14 protein-coding genes are annotated in these 14580 nt (G+C 40.7%); 5 read left to right on the forward strand and 9 right to left on the reverse strand.

The window, feature by feature from the left end; all coding sequences use genetic code 11:
- Positions 1–292 precede the first annotated feature (292 nt).
- The 4 genes from fabZ to purC all read right to left on the reverse strand — a co-directional run bounded on the left by fabZ (position 293) and on the right by purC (position 5199).
- Positions 293–808, reverse strand: a complete 516-nt coding sequence (gene fabZ, locus IQ237_RS01770) for a 3-hydroxyacyl-ACP dehydratase FabZ (protein ID WP_193942139.1) — start codon at positions 806–808, stop codon at positions 293–295.
- A gap of 89 nt (positions 809–897) precedes the next feature.
- The gene (lpxC, locus tag IQ237_RS01775; RefSeq protein ID WP_194051651.1) at positions 898–1746 is read right to left on the reverse strand and encodes a UDP-3-O-acyl-N-acetylglucosamine deacetylase; all 849 of its coding nucleotides are present in this window, start codon (positions 1744–1746) and stop codon (positions 898–900) included.
- A gap of 225 nt (positions 1747–1971) precedes the next feature.
- The gene (locus tag IQ237_RS01780; protein WP_194051653.1) at positions 1972–4353 is read right to left on the reverse strand and encodes a BamA/TamA family outer membrane protein; all 2382 of its coding nucleotides are present in this window, start codon (positions 4351–4353) and stop codon (positions 1972–1974) included.
- Positions 4354–4461: 108 nt separating this feature from the next.
- A complete protein-coding gene (purC, locus tag IQ237_RS01785; protein WP_194051655.1) occupies positions 4462–5199 on the reverse strand; it encodes a phosphoribosylaminoimidazolesuccinocarboxamide synthase in 738 nt (245 codons plus the stop codon).
- A 798-nt stretch (positions 5200–5997) separates the two neighbouring features.
- On the opposite strand from purC, the gene IQ237_RS01790 reads away from it, so the two are divergent.
- A complete protein-coding gene (locus IQ237_RS01790) occupies positions 5998–6270 on the forward strand; it encodes a hypothetical protein (RefSeq protein WP_194051657.1) in 273 nt (90 codons plus the stop codon).
- 298 nt (positions 6271–6568) lie between these two features.
- On the opposite strand, the gene IQ237_RS01795 is transcribed toward IQ237_RS01790, so the two are convergent.
- From IQ237_RS01795 to IQ237_RS01805, 3 genes are all read right to left on the reverse strand, one after another.
- Positions 6569–7705, reverse strand: a complete 1137-nt coding sequence (locus IQ237_RS01795; protein WP_194051659.1) for a glycosyltransferase family 1 protein — start codon at positions 7703–7705, stop codon at positions 6569–6571.
- A 229-nt stretch (positions 7706–7934) separates the two neighbouring features.
- Positions 7935–9086: an NAD-dependent epimerase/dehydratase family protein gene (locus IQ237_RS01800; protein ID WP_194051661.1), complete on the reverse strand. Its 1152-nt coding sequence runs from the start codon at positions 9084–9086 to the stop codon at positions 7935–7937.
- A gap of 142 nt (positions 9087–9228) precedes the next feature.
- Positions 9229–9735, reverse strand: coding sequence for a hypothetical protein (locus IQ237_RS01805; RefSeq protein ID WP_194051663.1), 507 nt, complete (start codon positions 9733–9735; stop codon positions 9229–9231).
- Between the two features lie 327 nt (positions 9736–10062).
- On the opposite strand from IQ237_RS01805, the gene IQ237_RS01810 reads away from it, so the two are divergent.
- The 3 genes from IQ237_RS01810 (at position 10063) to IQ237_RS01820 (ending at position 12531) form a co-directional block, all read left to right on the forward strand.
- On the forward strand, positions 10063–10410 hold the full coding sequence (locus IQ237_RS01810; RefSeq protein WP_194051665.1) for a hypothetical protein: 348 nt from the start codon (positions 10063–10065) through the stop codon (positions 10408–10410).
- Positions 10411–10509: 99 nt separating this feature from the next.
- A complete protein-coding gene (locus IQ237_RS01815) occupies positions 10510–12021 on the forward strand; it encodes an AAA family ATPase (RefSeq protein ID WP_194051667.1) in 1512 nt (503 codons plus the stop codon).
- 159 nt (positions 12022–12180) lie between these two features.
- Entirely contained in the window at positions 12181–12531 is a 351-nt protein-coding gene (locus IQ237_RS01820; protein WP_015136553.1) for a DUF1257 domain-containing protein, read from the forward strand.
- On the opposite strand, the gene IQ237_RS01825 is transcribed toward IQ237_RS01820, so the two are convergent.
- Together IQ237_RS01825 and tnpA are read right to left on the reverse strand one after the other, a co-directional pair.
- Complete coding sequence (locus tag IQ237_RS01825; protein ID WP_194051669.1) at positions 12512–12670, reverse strand: hypothetical protein; 159 nt, start codon at positions 12668–12670, stop codon at positions 12512–12514. The two genes, IQ237_RS01820 and IQ237_RS01825, sit on opposite strands and share 20 nt — an antisense overlap.
- 99 nt (positions 12671–12769) lie before the next feature.
- Positions 12770–13183 (reverse strand): IS200/IS605 family transposase, encoded by a 414-nt coding sequence (gene tnpA / locus IQ237_RS01830; RefSeq protein WP_194051671.1) that lies wholly within the window; start codon positions 13181–13183, stop codon positions 12770–12772.
- A gap of 76 nt (positions 13184–13259) precedes the next feature.
- Here tnpA and IQ237_RS01835 point away from each other — a divergent pair, with 76 nt between their 5' ends.
- Positions 13260–14435, forward strand: a complete 1176-nt coding sequence (locus IQ237_RS01835) for an RNA-guided endonuclease TnpB family protein (protein ID WP_194051861.1) — start codon at positions 13260–13262, stop codon at positions 14433–14435.
- Positions 14436–14580 lie beyond the last annotated feature (145 nt).

Consider the following 14580-nt stretch of genomic DNA (forward strand, 5'->3'; position numbering starts at 1 on the left):
TATGTGTGTTATGTGTGAGGATAACGAATTTTGGATTTTGGATTTTAGGTTTTGGATTGAAGATAGCTATCTAAAAATAACAAAGGGGTACAAGTACCTAAATTTATTATTGAAACAAATCTTAAACCTTAAATCCAAAATTGTCTGATCAAAGTCCAGCCAACAGTAAATACGCTTGTGATTTTTCGTGTTTACAGTTATTCTTACTTATAATTGACTTAGGGCAGTTCACGGCTATGCCCCAAATCTAAAAAGCCAAATTCAGCCCAGTTGTAGCTAAACTTAGCTAAACTTAGCTAACCAAAGAAAACATTAGCTCCCCTTCAGCAGCCAGTTGTCCATCAACTTCGGCTCGTCCCTGCATTTTACCAAAACGACGCTGCTTAATTGATAACAGTTCCACTGTCATAATTAACTGATCACCTGGTACAACTTGGCGACGGAAACGGACTTTATCAATACCCACAAAAACAAACAGTCCTTTTGGTATATCAGGCATTTGGGTCATAACCACCCCTCCAACCTGCGCCATTGCTTCTACAATGAGTACACCAGGCATCAATGAGCGTCCGGGGAAATGACCTTGGAACTGAGGTTCATTAAAAGTGACGTTTTTTACACCCACAGCCAATTTTCCAGGAACATAGTCAATAATTTTATCGACCAGCAAAAAAGGATAACGGTGCGGTAGCAGTTGCTGAATCTCTTCCACCGTGAAAGTTGTTTTAATTGCCGGTGTATTGGTTTCCTGATGTTCTCCTTCAGATGTAGTCACTTGAGTAGAATTAGCTTGGGTGAGAGTTGACATTGGTACTATATTTTATAAGAATCTGGAAATTAAGTAGGCTAGAAAATAGCGTACAATCTTAAATTTTAGTGAATTTTTAGCCAAATTCCTCAGCAAAATTCTAAAATCTTCTCCGCCAATTGAATATGGAGATTGTGACTAGCTTTGTAAGCCAAGAAGTGAGCAACAGGAAATTTACCTAATAAGCTAATATCTCCCACTAAATCTAATATTTTATGACGTACTGGCTCATTTGCAAATCTTAACGGTGGATTTAGCCAACCATCAGCACCACAAACAAGAGCATTATCCAAGCTGCCACCTTTGATCAATCCTGATTTTTGCAGATATTCAATTTGATGTAATAACCCAAAAGTACGAGCCGGTGCAATTTCTGTCACAAAGGAGTTTTTGGTATCTTCTGGATTCAGAGATAATGAGAAACTGTACCATTGATTACCAATTGCAGGTACATCAAAATCAATCCCATAGCTAAAACGGGTTTCTGGGGATGGTAGGGCGCAGACAAAAGCATCACCTTGATAAACCGAAATAGGTTCTTTAATCACTATAGGCGCTGATTCATCACCAAAAGACTGTGACATCAAACCCACAGCAGCAATACTATCAGTCCACACCTGAGCCGAACCATCTAACAGCGGTACTTCTGGTCCATCAATTTCAATCCGCGCATTATCCACACCCATAGCTGACAAAGCTGCTAACAAATGCTCTACCGTGCGGACATAAACTTCATCTATACCCAACTGAGTTGATAGAACAGTTTGATTAACTGTCGCAATTTTAGCAGGAATTATCGGCGAATTAGGCAAATCCACCCGCACAAAATAGCGATCGCTTCCCGGTTCTGCTGGTAGTATCCGCACACTGGTATTCACACCGCTATGCAGTCCCATACCTTTGTGGATAATTTCCCCAGCTAATGTGTGTTGGTGCATAGCCTAAAAACCAATATATGATTTTGCTTTTTGTTACTCATTTGTTCTGTATGTAGTAAACACCCTGAAAGTATAAGTCAGGAGGCAGGAGTTTTTTTATTTTGGATTTTGGATTTTGGATTTTGGATTTTGTTAACTCCAATCTAAAATCTAAAATCTAAAATCTAAAATTTTCCTCACCAGTCCCCTTCTTACTGTCACCTGTCACCTGTTCCCTGTCACCTCTTAAAACCTTTCCCCAATCCCAAAGTTAATGCGGCTATCACCATCATCACTTAAACCATAGTCTATGCGAATAGGTCCAAGTGGAGACTGTACACGCACACCTAAACCATAACCGTAGCCACTACCATTTTTGTTAAGAATTTCTGCTGCTCTGGTACTACTTCCCAAATCACTACCATAATCAAAAAATAGTGCGCCACTGACTACAGAGAACACAGGAAAACGATATTCAACAGATGCTTGTACATAACTGCGTCCAGTAGCTAATCTACCTTCATCGTAACCCCGCACAGAATTACTACCGCCAAGGGTAAAAGCTTCATAGGGAGGTAAGTCTCCGAGAATTGTACCACCTTGAAGGTTAAACGCCAGAGTTTGTGGACCTTTACCAAAACTCAAAAAGTTCACAGGCAAATATTGGCTGTAGTTACCCCTAACTCTGGTCAGGAAAATATTACCTGAGCCTATGGGTACAGATTGATCAACTCCGACACGGAGATAAGAACCGTTGGTAGGTTGTAAGGGATTATTACGGCGATCGCGTTGTGCGCCTAGTTGTAATAATAATAAATCGTCTTCACCTTTTTCCGATTGGGTGAGGGGAATCCTATCGCTAATTTGCTGACCATTATCATTAAATCTTGCCCCTTCTTTTCTCACATTACCATCAGCATCACGGCTAGAAACTCGTTGATATTGCAAACCGGCTGAAGCCACCCACTCTGACTTTTCATAAGGATTAGGAGAAAGGGGACGAGTGAAGGAAACACCACCACCTAAACGGGTAATCCGCGGACGATCTTGATCATTTGTATTAGTGGGATTATTGGGGTTATAGGTTTCAATGTTGTCATCCTTACCTTCAAAAATCAGAGAGATTGAACGACGACGGAAAATATTAGCTGTATAGGAAGTCCGATAAGGATCACCAGCAATCCAAGGATCTGTAAACCGCAGGTCAAACAGCAGTTCTCTTTCGCCTAGCTGTACCTCAGCACCAAGTTTCTGGTTTCTACCTCCCAGGTTTTGCTGTTGATAGCTGACTGTACCAAATAATCCACTGGCAGAACTAATACCAGCACCAGCAGCTATTGAACCACTGCTGCGTTCAGCAACATTCACCACTACATCAACTTTACTAGGGTCTGTACCAGGGTCAAGGGACACATTCACATCTTCAAACAAACCTAACCCAAATACTCTTTGTAAGTCTTTTTGGACTGTATTACGGTTAAATACTTGACCGGACTTTAATTCTAATTCCCGTTTAATTACATATTCTTTTGTGCGTCCCCGAATGGGTTCTCCTTTTTCGTCTACTTCCTGTCCTTCTTTATTACGGAAGCGAACTTTGACATCTTCTACTACCCCTTCTGCTACTTGTAGGGTGACAACTCCATTTTCTGAAACTCTCGGCGCTCCAATCACGTTGGCTAGTACATAACCTCTATCTTGATATTCTTTGGTTAACTGTTTAATACCTTCTTGTAGGTCACGCAAGTTGAGTATTTTACCATACTGTTCACTGAAGATTTTATCTACTGTGTTAGTTGGGAGTACAGAAGGAACATCAGTTCCAGGGTTAGCTTCGACTTCTACTTTACTCAGGACAGGATTAGGATCAACCACGAAACTCACCCTTACACCCACAGGTGTATCTTCTGGCACGGCTCGCACGTTGGAGAAGAAACCTGTAGCAAATATAGCATTAATATCTTCTTGTAATTGGGAACGGGTGGTTGTTTGTCCTGGTTGGGTACGAATCGCTTGGTAAACTTGGTTTTCTAGTTCTGGTGAGATTGTGCCAGTTGGTGATGTTACTGCTACTTCTGACACCAGGACACGGGGTTCTGCTGTTTCTGAATTACTAGGGAAAGTCGGTTGTGCTGTGGGTGGCTCGGCATTTTCCCGGGGAGGATTAGTATCACGATTTACTTCTTGTTCTGGTGCTTGTGCAGTTTTTGCTGGTGTTGTTGCCGTTGATATAATTACTGCTGATTTTGCTTTCTGTTCTGAGTTGCGAGATAATGCAGCTTTGAGAATTTGAGCCGTTTTTGAGGGTGTTGTTGCCGTTGGTATGATTACTTCTGGTGTCGCTATTGATACTGAGTTAGCTGTTGGTGAGACTTTGACAGCAGGTGTCGATGAGTCAGATTCTGGTTTTATAACTACTACCTTTGCCAAGACGGGAGTTTTTTGATTTTCACTAACATCATTTTGACCAGTTTCCTGTGGTAGTGGCTGGTTGGTTTCTACCGTGGCAACCTCTGTTACTTGCTGGGTTTTATCAGGAGTTTGTGCAGTCGCACTGAGTGAGTTGTCAACAGGGACAGCGATCGCCACAACTGCCAGAAATACCGGAGATAAATGCTTTTTACTCATATTCCTCTTCACTACCACACACAATTAAGTCATTCTTCATTCGTCATGAGTCACTGGTCATTAGTCATTAGTCATATCAGAAAAATGACTAGATACACGCACACGCAGTTAATTTTTGCTGTTTACTACTTGCAAAACCCTTTGTAAAACCTCCTGGTAGGCATTTTCTACATTTCCCAAATCCCTACGAAACCGATCTTTATCCATTACTCGACGGTTAGGATCATTTTCTGTCATATCCCATAAACGACAGGTGTCAGGACTTATTTCATCGGCCAACAACAACTGCTGTTGTGAGTCCAGACCAAATTCGAGTTTAAAGTCTACCAAGGTAATGCCGCACTTTTGCCAAAAGCTTTTGAGAAAGTCATTGATTTGTAATGCCAGATGGGCAATACTGTCAACTTGTTCCTCAGTTGCTAGTTGCAGGAGCAGTAAGCGATCGCGTGTGAGTAGAGGATCTCCTAATTGATCGTCTTTGTAATAAAAATCTACCAAAGGCTGTTCCAGAATTGTACCTAGTGGCAATCCTGTTTGTTGACAAAGACTACCAGCAGCTATATTTCTGACCACAACTTCCAATGGCACAATCTTAACTGCTTTCACCCGCATTTGATTGGGCGCTGGACAATCAATATAATGTGTCTTGATGCCATGCGCTGCCAATTGTTCAAACAACTTGCTGGAAATGGTACAGTTTATGCTACCTTTTCCCTGGATGCTACCCCGCTTTTGGGCATTAAACGCAGTCGCATCATCTTTAAAATCAGCCAACAAGACTTCAGGATCGTCTGTGGTGTAGAGAACTTTGGCTTTGCCTTCGTATAGTTTGGTATTAACAGACATGGTGGTAGATACAGTTGCAGGGCAATGGTTTCCAGCTTAACCATTTTATCAGCCGAACGCTACACAAGGGCTGGCTTTCCTGTCCATACCGCAAGATTTATAACATGAATATGTGTACTTCATTCACTCGCAACGTGATGTAACTGGTAACCCATAACCTATAACTTATAAAATGACCCTACCCCCCTATTCCCCTAATTTAGATGTGAAACTGGTCAACTCTGCATAAAAGTTTTATGTTTTTTTTTAACTTTTTGTAATTTTTTGTGAATAAATTCTTTAAAGATTATAAAAAAATATATATTAATTCTTTATCAGCTAATTTAGTTTGTTGAATTTAATTAAAACCCATTTTTTGCAAATTAGGAATAAGATGAAATAATTGAGAAAAATAGGAGAAGTAGTAAAACATTCATCCAAGAGATTGCAATTAATCTTTACAAAAGATATATAGAGATATAGAACGGGTGTTCGCTCGTGACTGGCTTTGGTCACTTTGACGTAAACTTTTTTTGACAGCCTGATGCTTAATAACTTACAACTTGATTATTTTGTCAAAGTTGAAATTGACCAATCGCTGCAACACTTTCCCATAATCACGGTTTAATCTTAAGCGTTCTCCTGACTTAATAAATTATAAATAAGAGTGCCTATTACCGCTTTGCGGAAATCACGCATTCAAAAGTCAAAAAGCTGATGGGGTAGGTTTTTTGCCTATTTTAAATAGTAGCTTTATTTACGCCGTGTTGTACTAGTGGTTTTACTATAAACAAGAAAATCAGGAGGAGAATTCAATACATGGAGAAAAATATAGTGAGCAAAGATGATTTTCTCTATCCTCGTGGTCGCTACTACGGTCATGTCCAGCCTGAAAACTTAGTTTTCAACGCAAATTTACAGGAATTTGCCCAGCGAGTTAGTTATATTTGTAACTTAGAAACAGGTGGTAAACTTCCACCAGAGGAAGCTTACGAACAAATCAAAGCTTTGTGGAAACAATTAAAACGATCAAAAAAACAACTTAGGATAGGTGAAGAACCCTTTCAAAATAACGATTCTGATGATAGTTGATAGGGAAAGAAGGGAACAGTGAACAGGTAAAGAATTTTCTCCCCATCTTCCCAGTCACCAGTCACCATTCCCTACTTTGTAACCATTGTCCAAACACCATCCCAAGAATTTGGAGGTGGTGTTTTTTGGTAATTGTAGGCACGTTCCAGGTGGATAGATAGGGGTTGCTGAAAAAGTTATCTGTGAAGGACCAGTGACAGGTGACAGGTGATAGGTGACAGTTTCAAGAGTTGGATAGGAACTACGATTGTTTCCGTCCTGAAGGACGAGGCTTGTAGCAAATTTTTTCATCTAAAATCTAAAATCCAAAATCCAAAATTGCATCACCAATCACCTTTCTGTAATAATCTTGTAATTGTCGTGTAGCAGCAGTCCAACCCCATTTTTCAGCTTCATTGCGGGCATTTTGACGGATCATAGCTATTTCTTGTCTTTGTTTTAACAACTTTATAGTAACATCAATAGCCTGTTGAATATCGGCTTTGGGGTCAAAAAGATAACCATTTACACCATCTGTAACAATATCAGGAATACCACCAGAACGGGCTGCGACTACTGGACATCCAGCGGCCATTGCTTCTAATAATACCAATCCTAGTGTCTCTGTCCGAGAGGGAAAAATAAATACATCTGCACTAGCAAAGGCTGAACCTAATTCTTTACCCATTAAATAACCGACAAAATGGGTATTTGTACCTGCAAAGTGTTTCTCTAAATTTTGCCGATTTGGACCATCTCCAACTAAAGCTAATCTGGCATCAGGGATGGCTGCTAAAATGGGTTTAATGCGTTCAATTTCTTTTTCTGCCGAAAGACGACCTACATACAACAATAAAGGGCTTTCTGGATGACCTTGGGATAAGTGCGATCGCATTTCCACACTTGCTAAATCAGGATGAAATAATTCTGTATCTACTCCTCGTTGCCACAAATCTAATCTTTCTATGCCATGTGCTGCCAGTTCCTCGATCATTGCAGTAGATGTACACAAATTTAATGCAGCTTGATTATGAGCGCCTTTAAGTAATTCCCAGAGTAAACCTTCTAACATTCCTAATCCGTAATGTTCCAGGTATTGAGGTAAATGGGTATGGTAAGAAGCCAACAGGGGAATTTTCAGAACTTTACTATAAAAAATACCTGATAATCCCAGAACTGCGGGATTAACAACATGAATAATATCTGGCTGAAACTGTTCTAAAGCGTGACCGATAGCAGGACGAGGCAGTGCTAATTTTAACTCTGGATACAAAGGCAGTGGAAACCCCGTCACACCGTAAACTTTCGCTCCTTTGTGTTCTGTGATGCCACCTTCTGGGCAAAATACCATAACTTGATTTCCGTCCCGTTGCAGATGATCAACGGTGTGACGAAGACGGGTGACAATACCATCAACCTTGGGTAAAAAAGTTTCTGTGAATAGGGCAATTTTCATAAGAAAGGAGATCAAGGAGTCAGGAGATCAAGGAGTCAGCAGAATGGCTTCGCCACGCTTCGCGAACAAGGAGTCAGGAGGCAGAAGGCAGGAGGCAGAAGGCAGGGTGCAGGAGGCAGGAGAAATGAAAATTGTAACTTTTGCCTTTTAATTTTCTCCCCCTGCTTCCCCTGCTTCCCCTGCTTCCCCTGCTTCCCCTGCTCTCTATCACCTGTCACCTGTCACCTAATTATCTGTGCCAAGTGACTTTAGGCAGAATTTGATTATTATCAACTCGTTTCTGATACTTGACCGCAAAGTTTAACAGTGAATCAAGTAAAGAATCAGAGAGATAATGAGGTTGCAAGCCTAAATCCAGCAATTTGGTGTTTTTAGCGTTGAAGTAATGTTCTTCTTTTTCAATTCTGGGGTTGTCAATGTTGTTGATATCCACATTTAGCCCCATTGCGTTACCGGCTTTTTTCACCATCATGGCCAAATCACCGACGCTGAATAATTCAGTGAATTGGTTAAATACGCGAAATTCTCCGGGTTGGGCTGGGTTGGCGATCGCCAGTTCAATACAGCGCACTGTATCCCGAATATCCAAGAAACCGCGAGTTTGTCCACCTTTACCGTAAACAGTCAAAGGATGACCTATTGCAGCTTGAATACAGAAACGGTTTAACGCCGTACCAAACACACCATCATAATCAAGGCGGTTGATCAAAAGTTCGTCCATACCAGTTTCTTCGGTCAGAACGCCATAAACAATGCCTTGATTCAGGTCTGTGGCTCGTAAACCCCATATCCGACAAGCAAAGTGGATATTATGGCTATCGTGAACTTTGCTCAAATGATACATTGAACCGGGCTGTTTAGGATAGGGCAATGTATCCTTACGTCCGTTGTGTTCAATGGTGATATAGCCTTCTTCAATATCAATATTGGGTGTCCCATATTCACCCATTGTTCCCAATTTCACCAAATGACAATCTGGGAAATCTTCTCTCATGATGTACAGCAGGTTCAGGGTACCCACCACGTTATTCACCTGAGTGAGTACCGCGTGTTCACGGTCGATCATCGAAAATGGCGCTGAACGCTGTTCACCAAAATGCACTATGGCTTCTGGTTGAAATTGATGCAAAGCTTTGTGCAGAAAACTGTAATTGGTAATATCGCCGATAAATAGGTCGATAGATTTACCAGTCAAATCTTTCCATCGTTGAAGACGCTGCTGAATTGGTGCAATTGGGGTTAGAGTCTCAACACCGAGTTCATTATCCCAGTGTCGTCGCACCAAACTGTCTAGAATTCCAACTTCATAACCTCGATTAGAAAGGTAAAGTGCGGTTGCCCAACCGCAATACCCATCGCCACCAATAACCAGGACTTTCATCTTTACCAGTTTTTACTCGCTGATAGCTAAATCTACCAGGTTTCTGTCCCCTCTAGTTCATTAATTCTTGATTAAGGGGACTGGGGACTGGGGACTGGGTAATCAATTTTATTTTTCCCAATCACCAATCACCAATCAGCAATTACTTAATTCTGTACTGTTTGGCAATGTAGTAAAACAAGCGGTAGTAATCTTTAAACTCTTTACTACTCGTTTGTCCTTGCCAGTGATAGTTGACTTGTTCTTGATTGATAATTAGTTTCATTGAACTGACTTGTTGACCAACTTCTACCACTAGTACCCCAGATATACCCTGATCCGTTTTAAAGTTTTGGTCTATCTGTTTTGATGTTTCTGGGTTTTGTAACTTTGGTAAATCATTACTCGCCCAAGCGCGAATTTTTGTATCTTGGCTTTGTGATGAAACAAATATTACTCCATCGTTGTTGTCTGATGTAATGGCAGTCCAGTTACTCGGATAGGGAAATTCAAACCCATAACGGAGATTTTGGTATGTTTCCCACTTCTGTTCAGATGTCCAAAAGCCATTAGCACTGCAACTCCCACAAAGTATAGCCGTGCTAACACTGGAGACTAGTAAACCGATGACTCGCCTCAAATTACAAGTTTCGACGGCAGCAGTAGACATAATCACACCCTTTACCCCTATTGACTTTAGCTCAAGTCTGATTAGCCTTTATTCTCATACATTCGGCTAAATCGACTCTATTTTTACACCGTTTTATTTCTTAGGTTTATTGTGACATAAATTACTATTTATTAGTCATTGGGCATTAGTCATTAGTTATTAATTATTGGGCATTGGGCATTGGGTTATTAATCTTCCCCAGTCACCAGTCACCCTAATGTTAAGAAATATTACAAAAATGCCATCAAAACGTCTGAATGGGTTGACAAGAAATAAAAGAACCGATAACGTAAGATACATACCCGGGTAAGACCACTAGAAAGTCGTATGCAAACTAAGCAGAAGGTTACGTTATATTTATCGCCGGAATTGCACAGAAGATTAAAAATTCGTTCCGCAGTAGACTCAGAACCCATGTCTGACCTTGCAGAACGAGCGCTCAGTTTCTACCTGACTAACTCAGAATTGGTTGAAGAATTGGAAGAGTCTTCTTACGGCAGAACTCACAGGGTTTATTCCTGTCCCGCTTGTGAAAGTTCACTTGTTTTACGTAACGGGGAATTAGTAGCTTTGGGTAATCAGCCAGGACTAATTGGTCAAGAACATATATCCATTGAGGAAATGGAAGAAGATGAAACCCATCCCAAGGGTGAGGAAGAATTAGTCCCTTGCTAGTTAGGAATTATGAATGGATGAATTAATAATAGATTTGGTTGTTCTGACCAACGGCGATGATTGTACTGTCTCTATAAGGTCTCAAGTAGGTCGATAGATATGAAAGAAGAGCTAAACATACTCATTCAAGCTCAATACCCTTTAATCTACCTTGTGACCTCCGAGGAAGAACGGGCAGAGCAAGCAATCTACACAATTTCTCAATTGTTAAAGCCTCAACGTCGAGTTTATGTTTGGACAGTAACTCACGGCATTGTGGAATACGGTCAACCCCGGAGTACAACTCAACACAATACCGTTTCTCCAGAGGCGGCGATTGAGTGGATCATTAGACAGAAAGAACCCGGTATATTTATTCTTAAAGATTTACATCCTTTTATTGATGCTCCGGCAACAACTAGATCGCTTCGGGATGCGATCGCTAGTTTTAAAGGAATGCAAAAGAACATCATTTTGATGTCTCCAGTGCAACAAGTACCAATAGAACTAGAAAAAGAAGTTGTTGTTATTGACTTCCAACTGCCGGATATGTCTGAGTTGAATAAAGTTTTAACTCAACATCAAGAGCAGCATCGTGGACGACGGTTGACTACCGAGGCTAGAGAAAAACTTCTGAGAGCAGCTTTAGGTCTAACTAAAGATGAAACTGAGAAAGTATATCGTAAGGCTCAGGTAACAACGGGGCGGTTGACGGAAGATGAAGTTGATATAGTTTTATCAGAAAAGAAACAACTCATACGCCGTAACGGTATTTTAGAGTACATCGAAGAAGATGAAACTATTGAAGCTGTAGGCGGTTTAGAGGAGTTGAAAAAGTGGCTCAAACAACGCTCCAACGCTTTCACAGAAAGAGCTAGAGAGTATGGTTTGCCGCAACCGAAAGGGATGTTAATTTTAGGTGTTCCTGGTTGTGGAAAGTCACTGATAGCCAAGACTACCTCCCGTTTGTGGGGTTTACCAATCTTGCGTTTAGATATGGGGCGAGTTTACGATGGCTCAATGGTGGGTCGGAGTGAAGCAAATCTACGAAATGCCCTGAAAACAGCAGAATCAATTTCCCCAACGATTCTTTTTATCGACGAGTTGGATAAATCTTTTGCGGGTAGTGCTGGTTCTGGTGATTCTGATGGGGGGACATCAAGCAGGATTTTTGGTTCTTTCCTCACCTGGATGCAGGAAAAGAAATCTCCAGTATTTGTAATGGCGACTGCGAACCGGGTAGAACGTTTACCAGGTGAGTTTTTAAGAAAAGGTCGCTTTGATGAAATTTTCTTTGTGGATCTGCCCACACCAGAAGAACGTCAGGATATCTTCAACATTCACCTGACTAAAAGACGGGAAGATATTGCTAGATTTGATTTAGAACAACTAGCAAAAATGTCCGATGGTTTTTCAGGGGCAGAAATAGAACAGGCGATCATTGCGGCGATGTATGAAGCTTTTGCCCAAGATCGGGAGTTCACCCAATTAGATATTATTGCTGCGCTCAAGGCAACTTTGCCGCTGTCAAGAACGATGCAAGAACAGGTCACAGCTTTAAGAGACTGGGCCAGACAGCGAGCTAGACCAGCAGCTTCCTCTGTCGCTGAATATCAGCGGATGGAGTTCTAAAAGCTTTCCTCTGTATGCCAGAGGGGAAAGGTTAGCCCACAAAGCTAACAGGTTACGAAAAAAAGCCGCGTCCCAATTAATCCCAAATTAATGCGGCTTCGCTGAATAAAGAAACCGTTGTCGTTTTTCTCATCAATCTTCTCATTGGAGGAAACCCAAATGTCTCACTTTAGCACTCTGCGTACCAAGATCACCGATGCCGAAATCCTCAAAGCTTCTTTGCGCGACTTAGGTATTAGCGTAAAGACTGAAGCTGATGTTCGTGGTTATAACGGTCAGCGTGTTCGTTCCGACATCGTTGCTGTTTTGGAAGGCGAGTACGATTTAGGTTGGTCTCGCAATAGCGATGGTTCTTTTGATTTAATCGCTGATTTGTGGGGCGTTGCTAAGAAGCACAACCAAACCGAGTTGATCAACTCCATTAACCAAAAATACGCCGTTAACAAAACTTTGGCTGAAGTAAAACAGCGCGGCCTGCAAAACGCTAACGTTAAGTTGGTGTTGCAATAAGAATTTCTCTGCGCGTTCCCAAAGCTGAACGGGTTAACCAAGCATTAGCGGTTAGCCCGCTTTTTTTGTCTGATTGCTGAGATTTAGCGGCCATGTAAAGTAATATTTTAGCTTTCCCGACAGAAGCCCCACGTCTCACTCTTAGGAGCGTGGGATGAATGGCGCGTGAGTTGACGACAGTTCCCTGACTAATGTGCGTAGCACGAGAGAAGGGAACATGGAGGAAACGAACACTCTCTTATTCTTCCGGTGAATTTTGATTTTCAATATATTTTCGTAAGGTTGAGATAGTTACCCCGCCACAACTAGCAACAAAATAAGACCCGTTCCAAAAAATATCTTTCCAGTAAATTTTGGCTAAATGTTCTGAAAATTCTTGGCGTAATTTCCTAGAAGAAACTGATTTAAGATTATTTATCAATTTGCTTAATTCTAAGTCCGGGTGGTATTGGAACAAGCAATGGATATAATCTTCTTCTCCGTTAAACTCCACAAGTTTGCAATCCCATTTAACTAATAGTTCTTCTAATATGACGTGCAGTCGCTGTAACATCTCTCCAGTAAAGGCTTTACGTCTATATTTTGTCGTTAAAACTAGATGTACTTTTAAATCACTGACCGACCTTCCCTTCGATACAAAATCATTTTTCATAAGCCTCTTGCCATATCTCTCATAATTGGTGTATACTAAAATAGTGACACCAAAGTCAGAAAAAGGCAATAATCAGGTGCGGATATCCTATCAATACAAAATTAAACCTACAAAAGAACAAGCAGAAAAGATTGATGAAACGCTAGAAATGTTGCGATATCAATACAATTATTTGCTGGCTCAACGGTTTAATTGGTATGAACAAAACCGTTCTCCTATTGATAGATGCTCTATCTTTGTTTGCCATTTACCAGAACTCAAGGATAAACCGAATTATTACAGCCAAAAAGCATCATTAACCCAACTTAAAAAAGACCGTCCTTGGTACAAAGATATTCATTCTCAAGTGCTACAGGAAGTGCCAAAAAAGGTTGAACTAGCTTTTGACCGATGGTTAAAAGGTGATGTTAATGGTAAAAAATCTGGTAAACCTAGATTTAAAGGCAAAGGTCAATACAAAACATTTACGTTTCCTCAATTCCAGCGACATCATTTTAATGGCAACAAGATTACGCTATCAAAAATAGGTGATATTCAAGTAATTGTTCATCGTCCAATACCCGATGGTTTTGATATTAAAACTGTGTCTGTCACTAAAAAAGCAGACGGGTATTATGTAACTCTAAGCCTTGACGACAAAACAGTTCCAACCATTAAACCTAATTTTAATGCTAATAATATTGTTGGTATTGATGTAGGGTTAATTGATTTTATTGTCACCTCTGATAATCAAAGAATTGCAGCACCTAAATATTTACGAAAAGCGGAACGTAAATTAAAATCAGCACAACGTCGTGTTTCTCGTAGAAAAAAAGGGTCTAATCGTCGTAAAAAAGCGATTAAAAAACTGGGTATTCAACACAAGAAAGTATCAGATACCCGCAAAGATTTTCACTTTAAAACAGCAAATAATCTACTCAAAAAGTACGATGTAGTTGCTGTTGAAAAGTTGAATATAAAAGGACTCGCTAGAACATGGCTGGCAAAAAGTATTAACGATGCTGGTTGGGGACAGTTCATCACCATACTTTCAAACAAAGCCGAAAATGCTGGCTTGAAAGTAGTACCTGTAAATCCAAACGGTACAAGCCAAGAATGCTCTAGTTGTGGCCACAAAGTTAAAAAGCCATTATCCCAAAGAATGCACAATTGCCCTGTCTGTCATGCGAGTTTGTGCAGGGATCTAAATGCCGCTATAAATATCAAGAACCGTGGGACACACGGTCTTAAAGCTCAGTCAATGTCTTCATAGAAGAGTCGCTGAGAAGCCCACACTCATCCGAAGGGGAGTGTGTGGAGTATGTCACTAATTATTACAAATCAAAATTATTGTCTGAATCAGGATTTACAGGATAAGAACGCAGATAAACGCAGATAAACGCAGATTGTCTGAATCA

It is taken from the genome of Sphaerospermopsis sp. LEGE 08334, from assembly GCF_015207205.1.
Taxonomy (GTDB): domain Bacteria; phylum Cyanobacteriota; class Cyanobacteriia; order Cyanobacteriales; family Nostocaceae; genus Sphaerospermopsis.